The organism is Monashia sp. HAY1-11D, assembly GCF_056868035.1.
This window is the reverse complement of the sequence record NZ_CP200320.1, coordinates 4,581,024-4,605,241: the sequence shown is the minus strand read 5'-3', so window position 1 is coordinate 4,605,241 and position 24,218 is coordinate 4,581,024. Positions and strand designations below refer to the sequence as shown.

24 protein-coding genes are annotated in these 24,218 nt (G+C 72.3%); 12 read left to right on the top strand and 12 right to left on the bottom strand.

Translation table 11 applies throughout. The annotated features are described in order from the left end of the window. Positions 1–125 precede the first annotated feature (125 nt). Together AC1VM9_RS21280 and AC1VM9_RS21275 are read left to right on the top strand one after the other, a co-directional pair. Positions 126–500 carry a cupin domain-containing protein gene (locus AC1VM9_RS21280; protein WP_481344589.1) on the top strand — a complete coding sequence of 125 codons (375 nt, stop codon included), beginning with the start codon at positions 126–128 and terminating at the stop codon, positions 498–500. 14 nt (positions 501–514) lie between these two features. Then, positions 515–1,705, top strand: a complete 1,191-nt coding sequence (locus AC1VM9_RS21275) for an adenosine deaminase (protein WP_481343257.1) — start codon at positions 515–517, stop codon at positions 1,703–1,705. A gap of 19 nt (positions 1,706–1,724) precedes the next feature. Here AC1VM9_RS21275 and AC1VM9_RS21270 read toward each other — a convergent pair whose 3' ends face one another. Genes AC1VM9_RS21270 through deoC form a run of 4 tightly spaced genes read right to left on the bottom strand, consistent with a single transcriptional unit; the run spans position 1,725 to position 5,780 of the window. Beyond that, on the bottom strand, positions 1,725–2,402 hold the full coding sequence (locus AC1VM9_RS21270; protein ID WP_481344588.1) for a uridine kinase family protein: 678 nt from the start codon (positions 2,400–2,402) through the stop codon (positions 1,725–1,727). Positions 2,403–2,409: 7 nt separating this feature from the next. Continuing rightward, positions 2,410–3,297: an aldehyde dehydrogenase family protein gene (locus AC1VM9_RS21265; protein ID WP_481344587.1), complete on the bottom strand. Its 888-nt coding sequence runs from the start codon at positions 3,295–3,297 to the stop codon at positions 2,410–2,412. After that, entirely contained in the window at positions 3,294–4,778 is a 1,485-nt protein-coding gene (locus tag AC1VM9_RS21260; RefSeq protein WP_481344586.1) for an aldehyde dehydrogenase family protein, read from the bottom strand. Before AC1VM9_RS21260 ends, AC1VM9_RS21265 begins: the two co-directional genes overlap by 4 nt. A gap of 12 nt (positions 4,779–4,790) precedes the next feature. Then, positions 4,791–5,780, bottom strand: coding sequence for a deoxyribose-phosphate aldolase (gene deoC / locus AC1VM9_RS21255; RefSeq protein ID WP_481344585.1), 990 nt, complete (start codon positions 5,778–5,780; stop codon positions 4,791–4,793). 164 nt (positions 5,781–5,944) lie between these two features. Here deoC and AC1VM9_RS21250 point away from each other — a divergent pair, with 164 nt between their 5' ends. Continuing rightward, on the top strand, positions 5,945–6,628 hold the full coding sequence (locus AC1VM9_RS21250; protein ID WP_481343251.1) for a PH domain-containing protein: 684 nt from the start codon (positions 5,945–5,947) through the stop codon (positions 6,626–6,628). 21 nt (positions 6,629–6,649) lie between these two features. On the opposite strand, the gene AC1VM9_RS21245 is transcribed toward AC1VM9_RS21250, so the two are convergent. Both AC1VM9_RS21245 and AC1VM9_RS21240 read right to left on the bottom strand, forming a co-directional pair. Further along, complete coding sequence (locus tag AC1VM9_RS21245; RefSeq protein ID WP_481344584.1) at positions 6,650–8,380, bottom strand: phospho-sugar mutase; 1,731 nt, start codon at positions 8,378–8,380, stop codon at positions 6,650–6,652. After that, positions 8,380–9,213, bottom strand: a complete 834-nt coding sequence (locus tag AC1VM9_RS21240; RefSeq protein WP_481344583.1) for a purine-nucleoside phosphorylase — start codon at positions 9,211–9,213, stop codon at positions 8,380–8,382. The genes AC1VM9_RS21245 and AC1VM9_RS21240 overlap by 1 nt, the downstream gene beginning before the upstream one ends. 65 nt (positions 9,214–9,278) lie before the next feature. Between AC1VM9_RS21240 and AC1VM9_RS21235 the strand changes: the two genes are divergently transcribed. Beyond that, positions 9,279–10,682: an NAD(P)H-quinone dehydrogenase gene (locus AC1VM9_RS21235; RefSeq protein ID WP_481344582.1), complete on the top strand. Its 1,404-nt coding sequence runs from the start codon at positions 9,279–9,281 to the stop codon at positions 10,680–10,682. 3 nt (positions 10,683–10,685) lie between these two features. Here AC1VM9_RS21235 and AC1VM9_RS21230 read toward each other — a convergent pair whose 3' ends face one another. Then, positions 10,686–10,955 carry a hypothetical protein gene (locus AC1VM9_RS21230; RefSeq protein WP_481344581.1) on the bottom strand — a complete coding sequence of 90 codons (270 nt, stop codon included), beginning with the start codon at positions 10,953–10,955 and terminating at the stop codon, positions 10,686–10,688. Between the two features lie 95 nt (positions 10,956–11,050). Between AC1VM9_RS21230 and AC1VM9_RS21225 the strand changes: the two genes are divergently transcribed. Next, positions 11,051–11,560 (top strand): antitoxin, encoded by a 510-nt coding sequence (locus tag AC1VM9_RS21225; protein WP_481344580.1) that lies wholly within the window; start codon positions 11,051–11,053, stop codon positions 11,558–11,560. A gap of 86 nt (positions 11,561–11,646) precedes the next feature. Here the strand turns inward: AC1VM9_RS21225 and AC1VM9_RS21220 are convergent, their stop codons facing one another. Further along, entirely contained in the window at positions 11,647–13,431 is a 1,785-nt protein-coding gene (locus AC1VM9_RS21220) for an acetyl/propionyl/methylcrotonyl-CoA carboxylase subunit alpha (protein WP_481344579.1), read from the bottom strand. 116 nt (positions 13,432–13,547) lie between these two features. Between AC1VM9_RS21220 and AC1VM9_RS21215 the strand changes: the two genes are divergently transcribed. The 4 genes from AC1VM9_RS21215 to kynA all read left to right on the top strand — a co-directional run bounded on the left by AC1VM9_RS21215 (position 13,548) and on the right by kynA (position 16,907). Beyond that, on the top strand, positions 13,548–14,390 hold the full coding sequence (locus AC1VM9_RS21215; RefSeq protein ID WP_481343143.1) for an aldo/keto reductase: 843 nt from the start codon (positions 13,548–13,550) through the stop codon (positions 14,388–14,390). 32 nt (positions 14,391–14,422) lie between these two features. Continuing rightward, on the top strand, positions 14,423–15,406 hold the full coding sequence (locus AC1VM9_RS21210) for a glycosyltransferase family 2 protein (RefSeq protein ID WP_483123938.1): 984 nt from the start codon (positions 14,423–14,425) through the stop codon (positions 15,404–15,406). 81 nt (positions 15,407–15,487) lie between these two features. Beyond that, on the top strand, positions 15,488–16,003 hold the full coding sequence (locus tag AC1VM9_RS21205; protein ID WP_483123937.1) for a DUF3806 domain-containing protein: 516 nt from the start codon (positions 15,488–15,490) through the stop codon (positions 16,001–16,003). 22 nt (positions 16,004–16,025) lie between these two features. Next, a complete protein-coding gene (kynA, locus tag AC1VM9_RS21200) occupies positions 16,026–16,907 on the top strand; it encodes a tryptophan 2,3-dioxygenase (protein WP_481343140.1) in 882 nt (293 codons plus the stop codon). Positions 16,908–16,959: 52 nt separating this feature from the next. Here kynA and AC1VM9_RS21195 read toward each other — a convergent pair whose 3' ends face one another. The 4 genes from AC1VM9_RS21195 to AC1VM9_RS21180 all read right to left on the bottom strand — a co-directional run bounded on the left by AC1VM9_RS21195 (position 16,960) and on the right by AC1VM9_RS21180 (position 20,121). Next, positions 16,960–17,562 (bottom strand): helix-turn-helix domain-containing protein, encoded by a 603-nt coding sequence (locus tag AC1VM9_RS21195; protein ID WP_483123936.1) that lies wholly within the window; start codon positions 17,560–17,562, stop codon positions 16,960–16,962. A gap of 713 nt (positions 17,563–18,275) precedes the next feature. Beyond that, complete coding sequence (locus AC1VM9_RS21190; RefSeq protein ID WP_481343138.1) at positions 18,276–18,731, bottom strand: SufE family protein; 456 nt, start codon at positions 18,729–18,731, stop codon at positions 18,276–18,278. 28 nt (positions 18,732–18,759) lie between these two features. Further along, positions 18,760–19,638 carry a sulfurtransferase gene (locus AC1VM9_RS21185; protein ID WP_481343137.1) on the bottom strand — a complete coding sequence of 293 codons (879 nt, stop codon included), beginning with the start codon at positions 19,636–19,638 and terminating at the stop codon, positions 18,760–18,762. A gap of 87 nt (positions 19,639–19,725) precedes the next feature. Then, positions 19,726–20,121 (bottom strand): MerR family transcriptional regulator, encoded by a 396-nt coding sequence (locus tag AC1VM9_RS21180; RefSeq protein WP_481344573.1) that lies wholly within the window; start codon positions 20,119–20,121, stop codon positions 19,726–19,728. A 60-nt stretch (positions 20,122–20,181) separates the two neighbouring features. Here AC1VM9_RS21180 and AC1VM9_RS21175 point away from each other — a divergent pair, with 60 nt between their 5' ends. From AC1VM9_RS21175 to AC1VM9_RS21165, 3 genes are read left to right on the top strand one after another with little or no spacing between them, the layout of a single operon-like run. Then, the gene (locus AC1VM9_RS21175; RefSeq protein WP_481344572.1) at positions 20,182–21,366 is read left to right on the top strand and encodes an acyl-CoA dehydrogenase family protein; all 1,185 of its coding nucleotides are present in this window, start codon (positions 20,182–20,184) and stop codon (positions 21,364–21,366) included. Then, positions 21,363–22,931 carry an acyl-CoA carboxylase subunit beta gene (locus AC1VM9_RS21170; RefSeq protein ID WP_481344571.1) on the top strand — a complete coding sequence of 523 codons (1,569 nt, stop codon included), beginning with the start codon at positions 21,363–21,365 and terminating at the stop codon, positions 22,929–22,931. Before AC1VM9_RS21175 ends, AC1VM9_RS21170 begins: the two co-directional genes overlap by 4 nt. Further along, positions 22,885–24,192: a hypothetical protein gene (locus AC1VM9_RS21165; protein ID WP_481344570.1), complete on the top strand. Its 1,308-nt coding sequence runs from the start codon at positions 22,885–22,887 to the stop codon at positions 24,190–24,192. The genes AC1VM9_RS21170 and AC1VM9_RS21165 overlap by 47 nt, the downstream gene beginning before the upstream one ends. The last annotated feature ends 26 nt before the right edge of the window (positions 24,193–24,218 follow it).

The window sequence follows — 24,218 nt, the reverse complement described above, 5'->3', positions numbered from 1 at the left end:
GGAGCCTTTTGCAGGAGCCCGTTCCGCGGGCGCCGAACGGGGTTCACCCGGCGTTCGCGGGGTCGTCCACCGGGCGCCTTTCGGCGGCGTCTTCCGGCCGCCGACGCGGGGCGTAGGGTGGCCTCGTGCCTCATCTCATCCCGTCCCCGACCCGCATTCCCGTGCCCGGCGGCAAGGTCATCGACGAGCACGTCGGCGCCGTCAACAGCCCGGACGCCGGCCTCGGCTCCTCGGTCTCCGTCGCGCACATGGTGGCGCCGGCGGACTGGTCGGAGCCTTTCCAGACTCCGGAGTTCGACGAGATCACGCTCGTCCTGCGGGGCCAGGTGCTCCTGGACCATGACGGCGGCCAGTTGTCCGTGGAGGCCGGCCAGAGCGTCGTGACACGGGCCGGCGAGCGGATCCGCTACTCCTGCGGCCCGGAGGGCGCCGAGTACGTGGCGGTGTGCCTGCCGGCCTTCAGCCCCGACACGGTCAACCGTGAGGACGACGAGCAGTGACCGACCGCGCACCGATGACGTCGGTCCCCACCTCCTCGTCGGACGCCGGCCTCGTCGGCGACCTGCGGGCAGCCCCGAAGGTCCTGCTGCACGACCACCTCGACGGCGGGCTCCGGCCCCAGACCATCATCGAGCTGGCCGGCGAGGTGGGGTACGAGTCCCTGCCGGCCACCGACGCGGGGGCCCTGCGCAGCTGGTTCCGCGAGAGTGCGAACTCCGGCTCGCTGCCGCGCTACCTCGAGACCTTCGACCACACGCTCGCGGTCATGCAGACCGAGGAGGGGCTGTTCCGCGTCGCGAGCGAGTGTGCCCAGGACCTCGGTGCCGACGGTGTCGTGTACGCCGAGAGCCGCTACGCACCGGAGCAGCACCTCGGTCGTGGCCTGTCGCTCGAGGCCGTCGTCGAGGCCGTCAACGCCGGCTTCCGTGACGGGGAGGCGAGGTCCGCCGTGGCCGGTCACCCCATCCGGGTCACGTCCCTGCTGACGGCGATGCGCCATGCCGCGAAGTCCGCGGAGATCGCCGAGCTCGCGGTGAGGTACCGCGACCGCGGCGTCGCCGGCTTCGACATCGCGGGTGCCGAGGCCGGCTACCCGCCCACCCGGCATCTCGACGCCTTCGAGTACCTGCGCCGCGAGAACGCGCACTTCACGATCCACGCCGGTGAGGCCTTCGGGTTGCCGTCGATCTGGGAGGCGATCCAGTGGTGCGGAGCCGACCGGCTGGGCCACGGTGTGCGCATCGTCGACGACATCACCATCGACGACCGGCCCTTCGGTGAGTGGCTCGACGGGCACCGCGACGACCCGAAGGCGCTCGTGCACGTCGAGCTCAAGCGTGTGCGCCTCGGCCGCCTCGCCGCGTACGTGCGTGACATGCGCATCCCGCTGGAGATGTGCCCGAGCAGCAACCTGCAGACCTCCGCGGCGCTGTCGATCCCGCTGCACCCCATCACGCTGCTCAAGCGGCTGCGGTTCCGCGTGACGCTGAACACCGACAACCGGCTCATGAGCGACACCTCGATGACGAAAGAGTCGACGCTGCTGGCCGAGCAGGCGGGCTGGACCCTCACGGACTTCCGGTGGGCGGCGATCAACGCCATGAAGTCGGCGTTCATCCCGTTCGACGAGCGCCTCGGGTTCATCAACGAGGTCATCAAGCCGGGGTATGCCGCGTTGGGCTACGTCGCCTCGCCGATGGGCTGAGGCCCGCCGCTCGACGGCGTCAGGGGCGGCTGTTCGTCACGAGGTGCGAGAGCTCCGTCTCCGCCTCGCGTGGCGTGATGCAGCGCGCCCCGAGGGCCTGGGCCTCGGCGACGACGTGCGGCTCGTCGCGCAGCAGCGCCAGGCCCCGCCGGAGGAGGATGTGGGGCGGTTTGCGGCGCTCGGCGAGGTCGCGCGCGAACCGGCGCAGCGCCGTGACGTACCGGTTCTGTCGCACGCACAGCGCGTCGGCGAGCAGACCCTCGGCCCGCAGCGGCGCCACGAGGCGCCCGGCGAACAGCCCCTCGGCCAGGATGTGGTCGCGGGGACCGGCGTCGACGGCGTGCCGACCCGTGACGGCGGAGGCCCCGATGTCGTACACCGGGACCTCGACGTGCCCGGTGTCGACCAGGGTCCGCAGGGCGGTGACCGCCGCGTCGGTGTCCCACGAGTCGATGTGGTCCCAGTCCGCGATGCCGATGGGGGAACGCGGCAGCCGTGGGTCGTCGTGCTCGCGGTAGAAGTCGTCGAGCCGGACGACGGGCCAGCCGTGGGCGGCGCTGAGCCGTGCGGCCAACCGGCTCTTGCCGGCGCCGCTCGGCCCGGTGAGCAGCAGCACGCGTCGTCGGCCGGGCGACGACGCGCTCGCGACCTCGCCCGTCGCGTCCGTGCCACCCACGGCCTCGCGCCCCGCGCTCACGAACCGGTCACAGGCCCTTCGGGTGCCAGACCGTCTTCGTCTCGACGAAGGCACGGATTCGGGTCAGGCCGGGGTCCGCGCTCCAGTCCGGCTCGACCGCGGCGCCCTCGGACAGCGTCGGGCGCAGGACCCGCTTGAGGTTGCCGGCGGCCTCGGCCTCCAGCGCGCCCCACTCGAGTCCGTCGGCGCCGGCCGCACCGGTGAGGTCGATCGCGTTGACGTCGCGGTGCGAGGCGAGCCACGGGGCCACCTCGGCGGTGCGCCCCGTCACGATGTTGACGACGCCGGCCGGCACGTCCGACGTGGCCAGGACCTCCCCGAACGTGACCGACGGCAGCGGCCGGTCGGTCGAGCTGAGCACGACCGCGGTGTTGCCCGTCGCGATGACCGGCGCCACCACGGACACGAGGCCCAGCAGCGAGGAGCGTTGCGGCGCAAGGACGCCCACGACGCCTGTCGGCTCGGGAGCGGACACGTTGAAGAAGGGTCCGGCCACCGGGTTGAGGGTGCCGAGCACCTGGGCGACCTTGTCGGTCCAGCCGGCGTACCAGACGAGGCGGTCGACGGTCGCATCGACGACGCCCGACGCCGCGCGCGCCGACAGTCCCTCGCCCGCTGCCACCTCCTCGACGAACTGCGCGCGCCGGCCCTCGAGCACCTCGGCCACGCGGTACAGCACCTGGCCGCGGTTGTAGGCCGTGGCCGCCGACCACGTGGGGAAGGCGCCACGCGCCGCGACGACGGCGTCGCGCAGGTCCTTGCGCGAGCCCATCGAGGCGTTGGCGAGGAACTGGCCCTGGGCTGAGACGACCTCGTAGGAACGACCCGACTCGCTGCGGGGGAAGGCGCCCCCGATGTAGAGCTTGTACGTCTTGCGGACGTCGAGGCGGCTCATCGGGCGGCTCCCGTCGCGGTCGAGGACACTGTCGCAGGGGTGGTGGTGAGGTAGGCGTCCAGGCCGTGGCGCCCGCCCTCACGGCCGTAGCCGGACTCCTTGTAGCCGCCGAAGGGCGAGGCAGGGTCGAAGCGGTTGAAGGTGTTGGCCCAGACGACGCCGGCGCGCAACCGGTCGGCCATCCAGAGGATCCGCGAGCCCTTCTCGGTCCACACGCCGGCCGACAGGCCGTACGCCGTGTTGTTCGCCTTGGCGACGGCCTCCTGCGGCGTGCGGAAGGTCAGGACCGACAGGACAGGGCCGAAGATCTCCTCGGTCGCGACCCGGTGGGTCTGCGAGACGCCGGTGAGGACGGTGGGCGGGAACCAGAAGCCCTTGCCCGGCAGGGTGCACTCGGGGCTCCACCGCTCGGCGCCCTCGGCGATACCGGCGTCGACGAGGGTCGTGATGCGGTCGAGCTGGGCCCGGCTGTTGATGGCGCCGAGGTCGCTGTTCTTGTCCATCGGGTCCCCGACGCGCAGGGTGCCCAGGCGACGCTTGAGCCGGGCGACGACGTCGTCGTGGACGCTCTCCTGCACGAGCAGGCGCGACCCCGCGCAGCAGACCTGGCCCTGGTTGAAGAAGATGCCGTTGACGATGCCCTCGACGGCCTGGTCGATGGGCGCGTCGTCGAAGACGACGTTGGCCGCCTTGCCGCCGAGCTCGAGGGTGGCCTTCTTCGCGGTACCGGCGATCGATCGGGCGATCAACCTGCCCACCTCGGTCGAGCCGGTGAAGGCGATCTTGTCGACGTCGGGGTGCTCGACGAGCGCCTGGCCGGTGCGCCCGTCGCCGGTGAGGATGTTGACCACGCCCGGGGGCAGGTCGGCCTGCTGGCACACCTCGGCGAACAGCAGCGCCGTGAGCGGCGTCGTCTCGGCCGGCTTGAGCACGACGGTGTTGCCCGTCGCGAGCGCCGGTGCGACCTTCCAGGCGAGCATGAGCAGCGGGAAGTTCCACGGGATGACCTGCGCGACGACGCCGTGCGGTCGGGGCACGGGTCCGCCGGACGGGGTCAGGCCCGCGTACTCGAGCTTGTCGGCCCAGCCCGCGTGGTAGAAGAAGTGGGCCGCGGCCGTCGGGACGTCGACGTCGCGGGTCTCCTTGATCGGCTTGCCGTTGTCGAGGGTCTCGAGGACGGCGAACTCTCGCGCGCGCTCCTGCAGGATGCGCGCGATGCGGAACAGGTACTTGCCGCGCTCGGCGCCGGACAGACGGCCCCAGACACCGTCGTAGGCGCGGCGGGCGGCGGCCACAGCCTTGTCGACGTCCTTGGGTCCGGCCTGGCTGACCTCGGCGAGGACGGACTCGTCGGCGGGGTTGACGGTGGCGAAGGTGGCCTTGGGGCGGGTGAAGGCGCCGTCGACGAAGAGGCCGTAGGACTTCTCGATGGTGACGACGGCGCGCGACTCGGGCGCAGGGGCGTACTCGAAGGTGGGCATCAGGGTCCTCGGTCAGTCGATCGTCACGTAGTCGGCACCGGAGTAGGCGCCGGTCGCCAGCTTCTGCCGCTGCAGCAGCAGGTCGTTGAGCAGGCTCGAGGCCCCGAAGCGGAACCACTCCGGCGTCAGCCAGTCGTCGCCCGCGATCTCGCTGACCATGACGAGGTGCTTGATGGCGTCCTTGGTCGTGCGGATGCCGCCGGCGGGCTTGACGCCGACCTGCACGCCGGTGACCTCGCGCCAGTCGCGCACCGCCTCGAGCATGACGAGGGTGACCGGCAGGGTCGCCGCGGGGGACACCTTGCCGGTCGAGGTCTTGATGAAGTCACCACCGGCGAGCATTGCCAGGTAGGACGCCCGGCGCACGTTGTCGTACGTCACGAGCTCGCCGGTCTCGAGGATGACCTTGAGATGCGCGGTCCCGCAGGCGGCCTTGACCTCGGCGATCTGGTTGAAGACCGTGAGGTGGTCGCCGGACAGGAACGCTCCCCGGTCGATGACCATGTCGATCTCGTCGGCCCCGGCGCGCACGGCGTCGCGGGTGTCGGCGAGCTTGACCGCCATGCTGGCGCGCCCGGACGGGAACGCGGTCGCGACGGCCGCCACGTGGATGCCGCTGTCGCCGAGGGCGTCCTTGGCGGTCGCGACCATGTCCCCGTAGACGCAGACGGCCGCCGGACGCGGCGTCGTCGGGTCGAGCGCGTCGGGCACGAGCGCCTTGGCGCACAGCGAGCGGACCTTGCCGACGGTGTCGGCGCCCTCGAGCGTCGTCAGGTCGATCATGCCGATCGCGGTGTCGATGGCCCAAGCCTTGCTCGTCGTCTTGATCGACCGGGTGCCGAGCGAGGCGGCCCGCGCCTCGCAGCCGACCTGGTCGACGCCGGGGAGCCCGTGCAGCCACGAGGTCAGGGCCGAGTTGGTCAGGCGCGACACCCCGAGGACGTCCCGCGCCTGGGCGGTGAGCTCCTGCGCGCTGCGCGTCGTCGTCGTACTAACGGTCACCCGCCGAGTGTATCCACCATCCGAGACGCCCCCGACCGAGCCGAGGCCGCCCCGGCCGTCGTCGCCACGCCCGGCGCGTGAGAGAGTCAGGCGATGACCCTCGGACCCGGAGGGTGCGTGCCCGGCCTGACCGGGCGGTGACGACGAGGAGACGGGGAGGACGCGTGAGCCGCGACGACGAGGCGTTCGACGCCACACGCCCCGGTGGCGCCGCGGACGCGACGCCGGCGGGCCTCGGACCGCTTCGCGACCCCCACACCGTGCGTCCCGGGTCCTCGATCGCCGTCGGCGCGGCCGGGGGCGTCTGCGGTCTGGCCCTGCTCGTGCCGGCTCTGCTGACGCCCTCGCGCAGCTGGACGCTCATCTCGAGCGTCGTGCTCGCCCTCGTCCTCCTGTGGCTGTTCGTCGTGCGTCCGAGCGCCGTCATCCACGCGGAGGGTGTGCGCCTCGTCAACCCGATGCGGGTCGTCGACGTGACGTGGCCGGCCATCGACGAGGTCCGCTCGCGCTGGGCGCTCGAGCTGTTCTGTGCCGGCCGCAGGTACACCGCCTGGGGCGTGCCGGCCGACCCGGGCCGGCCCAGGTACGGGCGTCAGGCCCTCGCCATCGGGGCCAACCGGCTCCGAGGCACGGCCGGCACCGCCGGCGCCGAGGCCGACACCCGTCCGCGCCGTCCCAAGGTCGATGCACAGACCGTCGCGGCCGAGATCGAGGAGCGGCGGGAGCAGGACCGCCGCCGCAAGGACGGGCGCACGCCGCGCATCGCCACGCAGGTGTGGGACCCGGTCTCGGTCGGGCTGCTCCTGGCGGCCGCCGCCTTCTTCGTCATCGGGACGTTCGTCGTCTGAACGGGTGGGCGGGGCCCGAGGTCAGATCGCGGTGAGGTGCTCGAGGTCGGCTCGCACGGCGGCGAGACGCGTCTCGGCGGTGGCGCGCGCCATCCGGAGCGCGTCGGGCCCCTCGACCGGCTCGATGACCTCGAGGTAGACCTTGACCTTCGGCTCCGTGCCGCTCGGGCGCACGATGACGCGGGAGTCGTCCTCGAGGTACCACCGCAACCCCTCCGTCGGCGGCAGACCACCGTCGCCGCGCGACAGGTCGTCGACGCGCACCACGGTGATCCCGGCCACCGACGCCGGCGGGCCGGACCGCAGCCGGTTCATCAGCGTCTCGGTCTGGGACAGGTCGAACACCCGCACCGAGAAGGAGTCGGTGGCGTGCACGCCGTGCTCGGCGGCGAGGTCGTCGAGCAGGTCGGTCAGCGTGCGCCCCTGCGCCTTGAGGGACGCGGCGAGCTCGGCCAGCAGGAGCGCGGCGCTGACACCGTCCTTGTCGCGGACCAGCTGCGGCGCGACGCAGTAGCCGAGCGCCTCCTCGTACCCGTAGCGCAGGCCCGGCACGCGTGAGATCCACTTGAAGCCGGTGAGCGTCTCCTCGTGGTCCACCCCGGCGGCTCGGGCGATGGCGGCGAGCAGGCGCGAGGACACGATCGAGTTCGCGAACACGTCGCCGCGCCCGACGCCGCGCCGCACGACGTGGGCGCCGAGCAGGGCACCGACCTCGTCACCGCGGAGCATGCGCCAGTCGCCGAGGGCCGGGTCGTGCACCGCGGCCGCACAGCGGTCGGCGTCCGGGTCGTTGGCGATGACGAGGTCGCACGGCGCGGACCGGGCCAGCGCCAGGGCCAGGTCGATGGCCCCCGTCTCCTCGGGGTTGGGGAACGCGACGGTCGGGAAGTCGGGGTCGGGCACGGCCTGCTCGTCGACGGCCGCGAGGTCGGCGAACCCGGCGCGCTGGAACGCGGCCGTCACGGTCCCGTGGCCGACGCCGTGCAGGCTGGTGTGCACGATCGCGAGGTCGCGCGGCGAGCCGGCATCGAGGACGGTGACGACGGCGTCGAGGTACTCCGAGAGCAGCTCGTCGCCGAGGGTCTCCCAGCCGTCGTGCGCGCGAGGGACGTCGGCGACGCGCTCGACGCGGGCGATGTGCGCGGCGATCTGCGCGTCGGACGGCGGCACGATCTGGCTGCCGTCGCCGAGGTAGACCTTGTACCCGTTGTCCTGTGGTGGGTTGTGGCTCGCCGTGACCATGACGCCGGCGTCCGCGCCGAGGTGACGGATCGCGAAGGCGAGGACCGGTGTGGGCAGTGGCTGGGGCAGGAGCAGGGCGCGGCCCCCGGCGGCCACGACCACCGCCGCGGTGTCGCGGGCGAAGACGTCGGAGTTGTAGCGGGCGTCGAAGCCGATGACGACGGTCGGGTGGTCGCCGGCGCCGCCCTCGCTGCGCAGGTAGGCGGTCAGCCCGGCCGCGGCCCGGATGACGACGCTGCGGTTCATCCGGTTCGGGCCCGCGCCGAGCGCGCCGCGCAGTCCCGCCGTGCCGAACTCGAGCATGCCCGCGAAGCGGTCGGCCAGGTCGGTCCGTGCCGCGTCGTCGCCGGCCGCCGCCCGCTCGAGCAGCGCGTCCAGCTCGCCGCGCGTCGTCGGGTCCGGGTCGTCGTCGCGCCACGCGGCGGCGACCGCGAGGAGCACGTCGGCGCCGGGGGCGTCGGTACCGGGGGCGTTGGTGCCCGGGGCGTCGGTGCCGGGAACGGCGGCCATCAGATGCGCCCCACGACCGCGGCGAGGAGGCGACCGCACCGTCCCGCGGCCGCGCGCCCCGCCTCGAGCACCTCCTCGTGGTGCAGCGGCGTCTCGGAGATGCCGGCCGCGAGGTTGGTGACGAGCGAGATGCCGAGCACGTCCAGGCCGCACTGGCGGGCCGCGATGGCCTCGAGGGAGGTCGACATGCCGACGAGGTCACCCCCGATGACCCTGGCCATCTGCACCTCGGCCGGGGTCTCGTAGTGGGGCCCGCGGAACTGCACGTAGACGCCCTCGTCGAGGTCGGGGTCGACCTCGCGTGCGAGCTGGCGCAGCCGGGGCGTGTAGACGTCGGTCAGGTCGACGAAGTTCGGTCCCTCGATCGGGGAGTGCGCCGTGAGGTTGATGTGGTCGCGGATGAGGACCGGGGTACCCGGACCCCACGCCGGGTTGAGGCCCCCGCAGCCGTTGGTGAGGACGACGGTGCTGCACCCGGCGGCCTTCGCCGTGCGGACGGCGTGGACCACCGACCGCACCCCACGGCCCTCGTAGAAGTGGGTCCGCGTCCCGAAGACGAGCGCGCGCCGGCCGGTCTCACCGATGGCGACCGAGCGCATCGTGCCGGAGTGCCCGGCGACCGCGGCGCGGTGGAAACCCGGGACGTCGGCGTTCTCGATGGTCGTCAGGGTCTGCCCGACGAGATCGGCGGTCTGGCCCCAGCCGGAACCCAGGACGAGGGCGACGTCGTGGCGCTCGACCCCGGTGCGCTCGGCGATGACGGCCGCCGCGGCCTCGGCGACGGCGAAGGGGTCGGTCGAGGGGTCGGCGAGGTCGAGGTGCGTCGTGGTCACGCTCAGGACTCTAGCGACGCCCTCCACGTGCCGGACACCTCCCGGCGGGATGGTTGGATGGACGCGTGATCACGCGTGAGACGTCCGTTGTCATCATCGGGGGCGGCCCGGGTGGGTACGAGGCGGCGCTCGTCGCCGCCCAGCTCGGCGCGCAGGTCACGGTCGTCGAGAAGGACGGCCTCGGTGGCGCCGCGGTCCTCACCGACTGCGTCCCGAGCAAGGCGCTCATCGCCACCGCCGACTACATGTCCGACTTCCAGACCGCCTCGCACCTCGGCGTGCGCCTGCAGGACGACGACGGCGACGAGGTGTCCGATGCCGTGGCCCAGCCCGGGACGGTCAACGGCCGCATCCTCGAGCTCGCGGCCGCACAGAGCGCCGACATCCGCGGCAGCCTCGAGCAGGTCGGCGTCACCGTCCTGCCCGGCACGGCCCGCCTCGCCCGGCGCGACCTCGTCGTCGCCGACCTCGCCGACGGCACGACGCGTGAGCTGCCCGCCGACGTGGTGCTGCTGTCCACCGGCGCCTCGCCGCGGGTCATGGACACCATGCGCCCCGACGGCGAGCGCATCCTGACGTGGCAGCAGATCTACTCCCTCGACGAGCTGCCCGAGCGGATCGTCGTCATCGGCTCCGGCGTCACCGGTGCGGAGCTGGCGCAGGCCTACCTCGGGCTCGGCTCGCAGGTCGTCCTCGTGTCCTCCCGCGACCGCGTGCTGCCCGGGGAGGACGCCGACGCCGCGACGGTCATCGAGGAGGTGTTCCGCAAGCGCGGCATGGAGGTGCTGAACAAGTCGCGGGCGGCCTCGGTCGAGCGCACCGCGGACGGCGTCGTCGTCACCCTCGTCGACGGCCGCACCGTCGAGGGGTCGCACGCCCTGCTCGCGGTCGGCTCCGTGCCCAACACGGCGGGCCTCGGCCTCGAGGACACCGGCGTCGAGCTGAGCCCGTCCGGACACATCCAGGTCGACCGCGTCTCGCGCACGAGCGTCGGCGGGGTCTACGCGGCCGGAGACTGCACCGGGGTGCTGCCGCTCGCCTCCGTCGCCGCCATGCAGGGCCGCATCGCCATGTGGCACGCCCTCGGCGACGCCGTGGCACCGCTCAACGTGCGCGGGGTGGCCGCCAACATCTTCACCGAGCCCGAGATCGCGACCGTCGGCATCAGCCAGAACGCCGCCGACGAGTCGCCCGACGTCGAGTCGGTCATGCTGCCCCTCGCGCGCAACCCGCGCGCCAAGATGCAGGGCATCACCGACGGCTTCGTCAAGCTCTTCTGCCGCAAGGCGCACGGCACCGTGCTCGGCGGCGTCGTCGTCGCACCCAAGGCCTCCGAGCTCGTGTTCCCGGTGGCCCTCGCCGTCCAGAACCGGCTGTCGGTCGACCAGGTGGCCAGCACCATCACCGTCTACCCGTCGCTGTCCGGGTCGGTCGCCGAGGCCGCGCGACAGCTGCACCAGGCCGACTGAGCCTCAGCGGGGCGTCGGGTCGTCCGGGTCCGCAGCGCCGTCAGGGTACGTGGGGCCGACGGGGTGGTCTGCGTCCCCGGTGTGCTCGTCCCCGAGTGACTCCTGCTCGCGCCGGTCCTCCTCCGCCCACCGCTCGCGGCGCCGCGTCGAGACCCGGTCGCGCAGCCAGCGCTGGAAGAGCCAGAAGAGCAGGACGAACACGAGCGCGGCGAGCAGGTTCGTCACCGAGAAGCCGTTCGGCTGGGTGGTCGCGGTGGACAGGGTCACAAGCACCCCAGCAGTGTGCCAGAGGCGTAACGTCGGCTCCGTGGCGGCGCCGCCGCCGTCCGGGGCGCTCCCCGCCCCGGTCCAGCCATCCCGGAGGACACGTGAGCGACTGGATCAGCAAGGCCAAGGACTTCATCAAGGGCCATCCGGACCAGGTGGGCCAGGGCCTCGACAAGGCCGAGGAGCTCATCAACGAGAAGACGGGCGGCCGGTACGCCGAGCAGCTCGACGAGGGCTCGGACCGGGTCCGCGACGCCCTCGGCCTGCCGCCGGAGGACGACGGGACGCAGCCGGGTGCGCCGGGCGACCCGACACCCGCCCCGACACCTGCCCCGACGCCTGAGCCGGGACCGAGCCCGGGGCCCGCGCCGACGCCGGAGCCCTCACCGGGACCCGCGCCGGTGCCGACCCCGCCTCCCACGCCGCCCACGCCCGAACCGGGCCCCGTGCCGACGCCGGAGCCGGGGCCTGCGACGCCGCCGCCGGGCGTGCCCGACCCGAACGACCCGAGCCCGGTCGACCCCTCCCTCCCCGGAGGCCCGGGTCCGTCCGAGATCCCGCCCACCGGCGAGGGGGACATCACGCTCGGGGACCCGCCCAGTCGGTCCTGACCCGGCGCAGCCCGGACACGACGGAGGCCGCCACCCGGACGGGTGGCGGCCCCTCGCGGTGTCGGACGGTGGTAGGCCGGGTGGGCTCAGGCCTCGGTGTCCTTGATGTCGGCCAGGACGGCGCCGGAGGTGACGGTCTGGCCGACGGTGGCGCTCAGTCCGGTGATGATGCCGGGTTTGTGGGCGGTGATGGGTTGTTCCATCTTCATGGCCTCCAGGACCAGGACGAGGTCGCCGGCGGCGACGGTGGCCCCGTCGGCGACGGCGATCTTGACGATGGTGCCCTGCATCGGGGCGGTCAGGGAGTCCCCGGAGGCGGCGGCGCCGCCCTTGGACGCGCCGGCGCGTTTCGGGGCCTTCTTGCGGGTGGTGGCCGCGCCGTTGCCGATGGCCAGGCCGCCGGGCAGGGACACCTCGAGGCGGCGGCCGCCGACCTCGACGACGACGGTCTGGCGCGGCTCGGGGGCCGCGCCGGCGGCGTCGGGGCCGGTGACGGCGTAGGCGGGGATCTGGTTGTCGAACTCGGTCTCGATCCAGCGGGTGTGGATGGTGAAGGGCTGGTCCGGGTCGGTCGGGGCGAACGCGGGGTCGGTGACGACGGCGCGGTGGAACGGGACGACGGTGGGCATGCCCTCGATCTGCAGCTCGGCCAGGGCGCGGCGGGCCCGCTGCAGGGCCTGGGTGCGGTCGCGGCCGGTGACGATGAGCTTGGCGATCATCGAGTCGAACGCGCCGGCGACGGTGTCGCCCTGCACGATGCCGGCGTCCCAGCGCACCCCGGGGCCGTGCGGCACGACCATCCGGGTCACGGTGCCGGGGGCGGGCAGGAACCCGCGGCCGGGGTCCTCGCCGTTGATCCGGAACTCGATGGAGTGCGCGTGCGGTTCCGGGTCGACCTCCTCGAGGTGCTCGCCGTTCGCGATGCGGAACTGCTCGCGGACCAGGTCGATGCCGGTGACCTCCTCGGAGACCGGGTGCTCGACCTGCAGGCGGGTGTTGACCTCCAGGAAGCTGATGTCGCCGGCCGGGCCGACGAGGAACTCGCAGGTGCCGGCGCCGACGTAGCCGGCCTCGCGCAGGATGGCCTTGGACGCGCGCAGCAGCTCGGCGTGCTGGGCCTCGGTCAGGAACGGGGCGGGGGCCTCCTCGACGAGCTTCTGGTTGCGGCGCTGCAGCGAGCAGTCCCGGGTCGAGACGACGACGACGGTGCCGTGCTGGTCGGCCAGGCACTGGGTCTCCACGTGCCGGGGCTTGTCCAGGAACCGTTCGACGAAGCACTCGCCGCGCCCGAACGCGGTGACGGCCTCGCGGACCGCCGACTCGAACAGGTGCGGGATCTCCTCCAGGGTGCGGGCCACCTTCAGGCCGCGGCCGCCGCCGCCGTAGGCGGCCTTGATGGCGACCGGCAGCCCGTACTCCTTCGCGAAGGCGATGACCTCGTCGGCGTCGGCGACCGGGTCGGTGGTGCCGGGCACCAGCGGGGCGCCGGCCTTGGTGGCGATGTGGCGGGCCTTGACCTTGTCGCCGAGGGCGTCGATGGCCTCCGGGCCGGGGCCGATCCAGGTCAGGCCGGCGTCGATGACCTTCTGCGCGAAGCCGGCGTTCTCGGCCAGGAACCCGTAGCCGGGGTGGACCGCGTCGGCCCCGGAGCGGGCCGCGACCTCGAGCAGCTTGTCCTGGTCCAGGTAGCTCTCACCGGGGGTCGCCCCGCCGAGGGCGAACGCCTCGTCGGCGACCGTGACGTGCAGCGCGTCGCGGTCGGGGTCGGCGTACACGGCCACCGAGGCGATGCCGGCGTCGGTGCAGGCCCGGGCGATCCGGACGGCGATCTCACCACGGTTGGCGATCAGGACCTTGCTGATGGGAGCCATGGTTCGGACTCTAGCGGCTGGGCCGTGGCCCGTTTTCCGGTCACCCGGCTCATTCCCGCCGTCTCGCCGTGAGGTCCAGCACATTGCCGGACCGTCCCCGATCTAGCGTGTGTCCCATGACGCCACGACAGACGGTCCCGACCCTTCCACTCGGCCACGCCAGCACCCCGGGCCTCGCCGTGCCCCAGCTCGGCTTCGGTGTCTGGGAGGTCCCGGACGCCGAGGTCGACGCCGCCGCCGGGCGCGCGCTCGAGGTCGGCTACCGCCACCTGGACACCGCGCGGCTCTACGGCAACGAGGCGGGCATCGGCCGCGTCCTCGCCGCGTCCGAGCTGCCCCGCGACGACGTCTTCGTCACGACGAAGGTCTGGAACGACGACCACGACGACGTCCGCGGCGCCTTCGACGCGTCCATGGGGCGGCTCGGCCTCGACGTGCTCGACCTCTACCTCATCCACTGGCCCGCGCCGAAGCAGGACCGGTACGTCGCCGCGTGGCGCTCGATGCTCGAGCTGCAGCAGGAGGGACGCGTCCGTTCGGTCGGCGTGTGCAACTTCCAGGTGCCGCACCTGCAGCGACTCCTCGACGAGACCGGGGTGCTGCCCTCCGTCAACCAGGTGGAGCTGAGCCCGTACCTCCAGCAGCGTGAGCTGCGTGCCTTCCACGAGGAGCACGGGATCGTCACGGAGGCGTGGAGCCCGCTCGCCGTCCGGGCGGGTCTCCTCGAGGACCCGGTCGTCACCGACGTCGCGCGCCGACTCGACGTCTCGCCGGCCCGCGTCGTCCTGCGGTGGCACATCGAGCTCGGCAACGTCGTCCTGACGCGGTCGGTGACGCCCGAGCGCATCGAGGAGAACGCCCGCCTCTTCGACTTCGCCCTCGACCGCGAGGCTCTCGATGCCCTGGCCGGCCTCGACCGCGGACGGCGCACGGGCCCGGACCCCGACACGTTCGGCTGACGGGTTCCCCACCCCGTCGCTAGGGTGCGGCCATGGACGAGGGGGTGGTCGGGCAGCACGTCGCCGGGCGCGGACGGGCCGGCCTCAGCGTCTGCGTGGTCACGTACGAGCGCGCGGCCTTCCTCGACCGCTGCCTGGCCGGTATCGCCGCTCTCGAGGACCCCGTCGACGAGGTGGTCGTCGTCGACGCGTCGGCCAGGGACAGGAGTGCGGAGGTCGACGCGCACGACCTGCCGCTGCACTTCGTCTGGGCGCCGCAGCTGGCCGGCTGGATGACACGGTCCCGCAACGAGGCGCTGCGCCGGGTCACCGGTGAGGTCGTGGCCTTCCTCGACGACGACGTCGTCGTCGAACCCGGCTGGTCCGGGGCGGTGCGCGCCGCGTACCGCGACCCCTCCGTCGCGGCCGTCGCCGGTCGCACCCGCAACGGGATCGCGGGAGAGGAGCGCTACGACCAGCCGGTCGGGCGCTACCTGCCGAACGGCCGCCTGACCGAAGGGTTCGCCGTGACGGCGGACGCCCCGTTCGAGGTCGACCACGGGATCGGCGCCAACATGTCGTTCCGGCGCTCGGTGCTGGCCGACCTCGGCGGGTTCCGCGACGACTACCCGGGCACCGCGCTGCGCGAGGACACCGACGTGTTCCTGCGTGTCGGGCGGATCGGCGGACGAGTCGTCTTCGCCCCTGACGCCGTGGTCGACCACCTGCCCGCGCCGCACGTCAGGGGCGCCCGGTTCGACACCCGCTACAAGCTGTACGGACGCCGCAACCACGCGGTCATGGTGGCGCGGCATCGCGGTCTGGGCTCGGCCGACCTGCGCCGCTGGGTGGCTGGTGAGCTTCGTGGTGTCGGCGGGGCGTCGGGTCTGCGGGCTCGCGCCCTGCGGTTGGGTGTGACGGTCATGGGGATCGGCTGGGGGCTGGGTGCGGCTGTGCGACAGGCGTCGTGGGGTCCGTCCGAGCCGCGCCGCACGGGCCCACAGGCCGAGGACCTCCGCGCTCTGCTCTCCGGCTGAGGCGGACCGGCTCACCCGGGTGTGGTGGGCCCGGCATGGACGGGGCTGGGCGGGCTCCCTGCGCCGCAGTACGTTGGCGGCATGGGTCTGTTCTCCCGCCGCAGAAGCTCCGAGGTCACCGACACCGAGGGGCGACCCGCCGTCGACGAGGCCCCGGAGACCGACGACTCGTTGGTGCCCGACCCCTCGGGGCGTCCGGAGAGCCGCCCACTCGGTGAGGAGGAGCGCGCCCGGATCTCCGCGGGCCTGGACCGCGCTCGGACGCTCGGGGTGGACGTCGACGACCTGGAGTCCATCGGTTCGCACTTCGACCAGCAGTTCCGCGCCGTCCAGGCGGACCCGTCGGCCGGGGGCGGGTCCGACGTCGTGGTCGACACCTTCGCCATCGCGATCGGTGAGCACCTGACACGACACAGCGCCCGGGACTGGGCCGTGGTCACCGATGCCTTCGGCACGGACCTGGGACTCGTCGCGGCACGGGCCGACACCGTGGTCGTCCCGCACAACCTCGTCGGCGCCCGGTGGATGCGTGGCGAGACGGGCTGGATCCCGGGCGTCGTGTCGCACCTGGTCCGCCTGCGTCCTCGCCCGCGCTGAGCGGGCCCTTAGGATCGCGGTCATGAACGGAACGGACGGTGCCACCGGTGACACGGATGCGCGCAGCCGACGCGACCTGGAGCAGGGCATCGAACGCGACTTCACGCGCCGGATGTCGTACGGCGACTACCTGCGTCTCGACACGCTGCTGAGCGCGCAACAGCCGCTCAGCGACCCCCCGCAGCACGACGAGCTGCTCTTCATCATCCAGCACCAGACGTCCGAGCTGTGGCTCAAGCTGATGATCCACGAGCTGCGGTCCGCCCGGAACCTCCTCGCCTCCGACGAGCTGGCCCCCGCCCTCAAGAGGCTCGCCCGGGTCAAGCACATCCAGCACTCGCTGACGGACCAGTGGTCGGTGCTCGCGACGCTGACGCCGAGCGAGTACGCGCAGATCCGGCCCTTCCTCGCCACGAGCTCCGGGTTCCAGTCGGCGCAGTACCGCGAGGTCGAGTTCCTCCTCGGCAACAAGAACGCCGACATGGTGGCGGTCTTCTCCCATGACGAGACGGCCCGCACCGCGCTCGACGAGCTGCTGCACGAGCCGAGTCTCTACGACGCGTTCCTGGCCTACCTGGCGCGCCGCGGATATGCGGTCCCCGCGCACCTGCTCGAGCGGGACTGGACCCAGCCGTACCGGCTCGAGCCGGGACTCGTGGACGTCTTCGCCGGTGTCTACGCGGCGCCGCACGACCACTGGGGCGTGTACGAGACCTGCGAGGAGCTCGTCGACCTCGAGGACAACTTCCAGCAGTGGCGGTTCCGGCACCTGCAGGTCGTCCAGCGGACCATCGGCCAGAAGACGGGGACCGGAGGTTCGAGCGGCGTCGACTTCCTGCGTCGGGCCCTCGACCTCACGTTCTTCCCCGAGCTCTACGAGGTGCGCACCCGGATCGGCGGCTGACCGCCGGCACGGGCGGGCCGGGGCCCCTGGTCACGCTCCGGTCAGCCTCGGGTCAGGCTCCGATGGAGCGGGACGGCACGACGAACCTGCTGCGCCGAGGCTCGCACTGGCAGGTGCACTCGGCGATGCAGAGCTCCTCGAAGCACGCGTCGGGGCACGAGCACTCCGGCTCGAGCTGCCGGGGAGGCCGTGTCAGGGGCTGCGGGCCGCGCATGAGCCGGGCGCGGGTCTCGAGCTCGCCCTCGGTCGGGTGGTCCGCGGGGCGCTCACGCCGCGGGCCGTCGGCCAGGGCGCGGTCCCGCGCCGGCCGGAGACCGTACCAACCCCTCGCCGGCCGTCGGTCGTAGCGCGGGTAGGCCCACCGCTCGTAGGGCACCTCGTCCGGAGGCGCCACGTCCAGGTGCGCCGGGAAGCGGCGCCCCTGGTTGTCCCGGACGCCGTCCACCGGCACCGGCTCGACCTCCTGTCCGCTGGAGTCGAGGACAGCCAGCCGGAGCCCGGCGAGCTCGAGGATCTTGCTCAAGGTCGCGAGGCTCGGCAGGCCTGTTCCCGACTCGATGCGGGCCACCGACGCCGGGGCCAGACCGACCCGTGCGGCGAGGTCTCGCTGGCTGAGGTCGGCCCGGCGCCGCACGCGCACCACCAGGCGCCCCACGTAATCGGGATCGGAGAACGACGGTGCAGCGGGAGCGACCATGGACCGACGCTGTCACGACCCACCGACAGAGGCGGCCGGGTCCAAGGTGCCGGCCCCCGACCTCTACGTCAGTGCTCAGTGAGAGTGAGCAGTGACGTAGCGGTCGGAGGGTGTCGCTGCGGGGCGTGGGGGTGCTGCTGGTACGTCAGTGCTCAGTCAGAGTGAGCAGTGACGTAGCCGTGGGAGGGTGTGGCTGCGGGGGCGTGGGGGTGCTGCTGGTACGTCAGTGCTCAGTCAGAGTGAGCAGTGACGTAGCCGTGGGACGGTGTGGCTGCGGGGGCGTGGGGGTGCTGCTGGTACGTCAGTGCTCAGTCAGAGTGAGCAGTGACGTAGCGGTGGGAGGGTGTGGCTGCGGGGGCGTGGGGGTGCTGCTGGTACGTCAGTGCTCAGTGAGAGTGAGCAGTGACGTAGCGGTGGGAGGGTGTGGCTGCGGGGGCGTGGGGGTGCTGCTGGTACGTCAGTGCTCAGTGAGAGTGAGCAGTGACGTAGCGGTGGGAGGGTGTGGCTGCGGGGGCGTGGGGGTGCTGCTGGTACGTCAGTGCTCAGTGAGAGTGAGCAGTGACGTAGCGGTGGGTGTCGCCGCGGCGGCGTGGGGTGCTGCTGGTACGTCAGTGCTCAGTGAGAGTGAGCAGTGACGTAGGAAGGGGCGGCCGACCTGGCCCGGGCGCAGGTCACGCCGCGGTCCTGGCACGCACCTGGCGCTTGATGCGGGCCAGCATGGCGACCATGCCGCGCATGCGCAGCGGGGAGACGGCCTCGGCGAGGCCGAACCGCATCGGGGCGTCGTCCGGGACGGCGAGGACCTCTGCCGCGGTCAGCCCGTCGAGGCCCTCGTGGAGGATGCCCGCGAAGCCGCGGGTCGTGGGTGCCTCCGCGGGGGCGTCGAAGAACAGGTGGACCGCGCGGTCGTCCAACGACGACCCGTCGTCCACCTCGACCGTGAGGAACAGCGGTGACTGGCACTCGTCGACGCGCTCGAGCCGGTCGAGGTGGCCGACATAGCGCTCGGGCAGGGCGGGCAGCTCGTCGCTGAACTCGAGGAGCAGCTGCAGCTTGAGGTCGGTCGAGGCGGTGCGGAAGTCCTCGGCGATCTCGGCCAAGGCCGTCGGGAGGGGAGTGTCGGTCATCGGGATCAGGGCGCCTCGGTCGGTCCGGTCACTTCTCGATGGGGACACGAACGGCGTTGCCCCACTCGGTCCACGACCCGTCGTAGTTGCGGACCGCCTCGAAGCCGAGCAGGTGCGTCAGGACGAACCACGTGTGCGACGAGCGCTCGCCGATGCGGCAGTAGGCGACGACGTCGTCCGTCGGTGCCAGGCCCTGCTCGGCCAGGTAGATCGCCTCCAGCTCCTCGCGCGACTTGAACGTGCCGTCCTCGTTCGCCGCGCGGGCCCACGGCACCGACCTTGCGCCGGGGATGTGCCCGCCGCGCATCGCGCCCTCCTGGGGGTAGTCCGGCATGTGGAGCAGCTCGCCCGAGTACTCGCCGGGCGAGCGAACGTCGACGAGCGGCTTGCCGAGGTGGGCGAGCACGTCGTCCTTGAAGGCGCGGATCGGGGCGTCGTCACGCTCGGCCACGGGGTACTGGGCCGGCTTCGGCGTCGGGACCTCACGCGTCAGCTCGCGGCCCTCCGCGACCCATTTCGCGCGGCCGCCGTCGAGGAGACGGACGTCCTCGTGGCCGAAGAGGCTGAACACCCACAGGGCGTAGGCGGCCCACCAGTTGCTCTTGTCGCCGTAGATGACGACCGTCGTGTCGCGCGCGATGCCGCGGGCGCCCAGGACCTCGGCGAAGCGCGCGCCGTCCACGTAGTCCCGGGTCACCGGGTCGTTGAGGTCGACGTGCCAGTCGATCTTCAGGGCTCCGGGGATGTGGCCGGTGTCGTAGAGCAGCACGTCCTCGTCCGACTCGAGCAGGGCGATCCCGTCCGGGCCGCCGACGTTGCCCGCGGCCAGCTGCTCGGCCAGCCACTCGGTGGTGACGAGACGCTCGGGATGTGCGTAGGCGGAGAACTTCGGGTCTGCAGCGCTCATGCCGCCATCGTGTCACGACCGGGCGCGAGTTCCGCTAGGGGGACCCATAACGCAGCGTCATGGGTGCCGCACCGCGTTGGACGGGCCTCAGGAGGCGTCGGACTCCAGCCGGGCGAGGTCCTCGCGGCACCGGCGCTCGAACTCACCGAGCTCGGCGATGGCGTCCTGCACGTCCCGCAGCCGCTGGTCGAGGTCCGCGCGGCGCTCGTCGATCTGGTCGAGGACGTACTCCAGCTGCGCGCGGCGGCCCCGGGGAGCGTCGAACAGGTCGATGATCGTGCGGATCTGCTCGAGCGGGAAGCCGAGCCGCTTGCCGCGCAGGATGAGGTTGAGGCGGGTGCGGTCGCGCCGGTGGTAGACCCGCTGCGTGCCGCGCCGCTCGGGGGAGATGAGCCCGAGCTCCTCGTAGTGGCGCACCGTGCGATGCGTGACGCCGAACTCCTCGGCGACCTGCGCGATGGTCCATGTCGGCGCACTTGTCATGGCTTCGATCGTGCTTTACGTTTACGTAAGCGTCAAGCGCATCCCACAAGGAGAACACTGATGTTCGAGCTGAGCCCGGAGCACGAGGACTTCCGACAGGTCGTCCGCGACTTCGCCGAGAAGGAGGTCGCGCCGAACATCGCCAAGTGGGACGCCGCCTCCCACTTCCCGACCGACCTCGTGCCGAAGATGGGCGACCTCGGCCTGTTCGGACTCGTCGTGCCCGAGGAGTACGGCGGCAGCGCGGCGCCGGGGCAGGGCGACTTCACGAGCCTCTGTGTCGCCATCGAGGAGCTCGGCCGCGTCGACCAGTCGATCGGCATCACCCTGTCGGCCGGCGTCGGCCTCGGCATCAACCCGATCCTCACGTACGGCGACGAGGAGCAGAAGCAGCGCTTCCTGCCCGACCTCGTCGCCGGGCGGGCGCTCGCCGGCTTCGGCCTCACCGAGCCCGAGGCCGGCTCCGACGCGGGCGCCACGCGGACGAAGGCCGTGCGCGACGGCGAGGAGTGGGTGCTCAACGGCGCGAAGGCCTTCATCACCAACTCCGGCACCGACATCACCTCGGTCGTCACCGTCACCGCCCGCACCGGCACGGACGAGGACGGCTCGGCCCGGATCTCCGCGATCATGGTGCCCGCCGGCACGCCGGGCTTCGTCGTCGAGCCCGCCTACCACAAGCTCGGCTGGCACGTCTCCGACACCCATGGCCTCACCTTCGAGGACTGCCGGGTGCCGGTGGCCAACCTGCTCGGCGCCGAGGGGGAGGGTTTCAAGCAGTTCCTCAAGACCCTCGACGACGGCCGCATCGCCATCGCCTCCCTCGCCGTCGGCTGCGCGCAGGCGTGCCTCGAGCTGGCCACCGACTACGCCAGGACCCGTACCGCGTTCGGCAAGCCGATCGGCGTCAACCAGGGCGTCTCGTTCCAGATCGCCGACCTCGCGGTCAGCGTCGAGGCCGCCCGGACCCTGACCTACAAGGCCGCCTGGCTCAAGGACGAGCTGCACGAGGGCCGCCGGTCGGTCAAGGAGGTCAAGCACGCCGCGGCCATCGCCAAGCTGTACGCCACCGAGGCAGCCGTGACCGCCACCCGCATCGCGACCCAGGTCTTCGGCGGCAACGGCTTCATGGAGGAGTTCCCGGTGGCGCGGTTCTACCGGGACGCCAAGATCCTCGAGATCGGCGAAGGCACCTCCGAGGTCCAGCGGATGCTCATCGCCCGTGGCCTGGGGCTGCCGGCATGAGCACCGGCCACCACGCGCCGGACCCCCGCGTCGGTGACGTCCGACGCCGCCTCGCGGCCGCGCACGCCGCGTCCGAGCTGCCCCCGGAGAAGGCGAAGGCCAAGCTCGACAGCCAGGGCAAGATCTACGTCCGCGACCGCATCGCCCTGCTCTTCGACGAGGGCAGCTTCGTCGAGGACGGCCGCTACGCCAACGCGCTCGCGCCCGGCCTGCCGGCCGACGGCGTCGTCACCGGTCGCGGCACCGTGGACGGACGCCCCGCCGTCGTCATCGCCAACGACCCGACCGTGAAGGCCGGGTCCTGGGGGTCGCGCACCGTCGAGAAGATCGTCCGGGCGACCGAGATGGCGCTGCGCGAGGAGCTGCCCGTCTTCTGGTTCGTCGACTCCGCCGGCGCCCGCATCACCGACCAGGTCGAGATGTTCCCGGGCCGCCGCGGCGCGGGTCGGATCTTCCACAACCAGGTGGCGCTCTCGGGCAAGGTGCCGCAGATCTGCTGCCTGTTCGGCCCGAGCGCGGCCGGCGGTGCGTACATCCCGAGCTTCTGCGACCTCATCATCATGGTCGAGGGCAACGCGTCGATGTACCTCGGCAGCCCGCGCATGGCCGAGATGGTCGTCGGAGAGAAGGTCACCCTCGAGGAGATGGGCGGTGCGCGCATGCACTGCAGCGTCTCCGGCGTCGGCGACCTGCTGGCGCACGACGACGTCGAGGCGATCGAGCTGGCCAAGCTCTACTTCTCCTACGTGCCCGGCTCGTGGCGAGACAGCCCGCCGACCTACCACCCGGAGGACCCCGCCGAGCCGCTGACCGAGCACACGGTGCCGGAGCGCGAGTCGGTCCCCTTCGACATCCACGAGGTCATCGACGGGCTCGTCGACGACGACTCGTTCTTCGAGCTGAAACCGCTCTGGGCCGGCGAGCTGGTCATCGGGTTCGGTCGGATCGCCGGCGAGACCGTCGGCATCGTCGCCAACAACTCGCTCGTCAAGGGCGGGGTCCTGTTCACCGACAGCGCCGACAAGGCCGCGCGCTTCATCTGGCTCTGCGACGCCTTCTCCATCCCGCTCGTCTACCTCGCCGACGTGCCGGGGTTCATGATCGGCTCCGAGGTCGAGCGCGGCGGCATCATCCGGCACGGCGCCAAGATGGTCAGCGCCGTCTCGTCGGCCACCGTGCCCCAGTTCTGCGTCGTCGTCCGCAAGGCCTACGGGGCCGGGCTCTACGCCATGGGCGGGCCGGGCTTCGGGCCGGACGCGACCATCGCGCTGCCGACCGCGCGGATCGCCGTCATGGGCCCCGAGGCCGCCGTCAACGCCGTCTACGCCAACAAGATCGCCGAGATCGAGCAGCAGCAGGGCGAGGCGGCCCGCGACGCCTTCGTCGCCGAGCGTCGCCGCGAGTACGAGGAGGACGTCGACATCGAACGGCTGGCCGCGGACCTCGTCGTCGACGCGGTCATCGAGGCCTCCGAACTGCGCTCGGAGCTGGCCCGGCGTCTGGCCTATGCTTCCCGGCGTGACCGTCACTTCAGCGACCGCCGACGCTCCGTCCCGCCGGTCTGAGTCGCGCCTCGGTCACCGCCTCGAGCACCCGGACCGGGCCGTCGAGGCGCACCAGCCCTTCTGGCGCCGGTTCCCCGTCTGGTTCCCCTTCGCCGTCTACGCGGTGTCCCGGGTCTTCGTTCTCGTCGCCGGCAGCTACCTGGCCCGGTACCAGATCCCGCTGCCCATCGGCACGCAGAACATCCGCATCTTCTACCCGTCGCCCGCCGACCCCGGCTACCTCGTCGCGATGACGAACTGGGACGGCCAGTGGTACCGCGTCATCGCCGAGCACGGGTACCCCGCCGTCCTCCCACGGGCGGGCTGGGGCGGCATCGACATGAACCCGTGGGCCTTCTTCCCGGTGTTCCCGATGACCGTCGGGCTCATCATGAAGCTGACGGGCCTGCCGTTCGTCCTCGTCGCGCCGCTGCTGTCGACCCTCATCGGGTTCGCCGCGATGCACATGCTCTTCAAGCTCGTCGACGAGGTCGTCGGCCGCTGGGAGGCCGTCGTCGCCGTCGTCGCGACGTGCTTCTACATCGCCTCGCCGGCGTTCTCCGCCTCGTACACCGAGTCGACGGCACTGCTCGGCGTCACGACGACGCTGTGGCTGCTGCGCCGCCGCCGGTACGGCTGGGTCGTGCTCGCCCTGCTCGTGCTGTCGCTGAGCCGCAACGTCGTCATCGCCATGGTCCCGGTCATCCTCGCCCACGCCGCGGTCCGCTGGTGGAAGAAGGACGAGGGCACCAACCCGGTGCGGTTCCGCTGGCTCATGGCGGGGCTCGCGGCCTACGCCGGTGCCCTGACCTGGCTGTGGCCGACGATCGTGTCGATCGCCACCGAGACCCCCGACGCCTACAACCAGACGATGCTGGCCTGGAACATCCAGACCAAGGTCAAGCTCTACCTGTGGTGGAACCTGCTCTACGACTACTGGGGTGTCATCGGCCAGGTTCTCGGCATCGCCGGGGTGGCCGCCTTCGCCTGGTTCATGCTGTCGCGGCACTCGTGGCGGTGGGGCCCGGAGATCTGGGGCTGGGCCGGTGCGTACCCGGCGTACCTGCTCCTCGTCACGAGCACGACGCCGAGCCGGATCCGGTACGCGATGCTCGCGTTCCCGATGACGCTCGTCATCGCCTGGTTCCTCAGGCTGCCCCGGGTCGAGCGCTACCGCTGGTGGGTCCTCGGGCTCATCGTCGTCGCCGGAGCGGCGCAGATGTGGTGGTGGACCGAGAACTACCTCGTCATCGAGAACCTCACCGACGACCTCTACCCCTGACCGGGCAGACGGACTGCCGGCTCGGC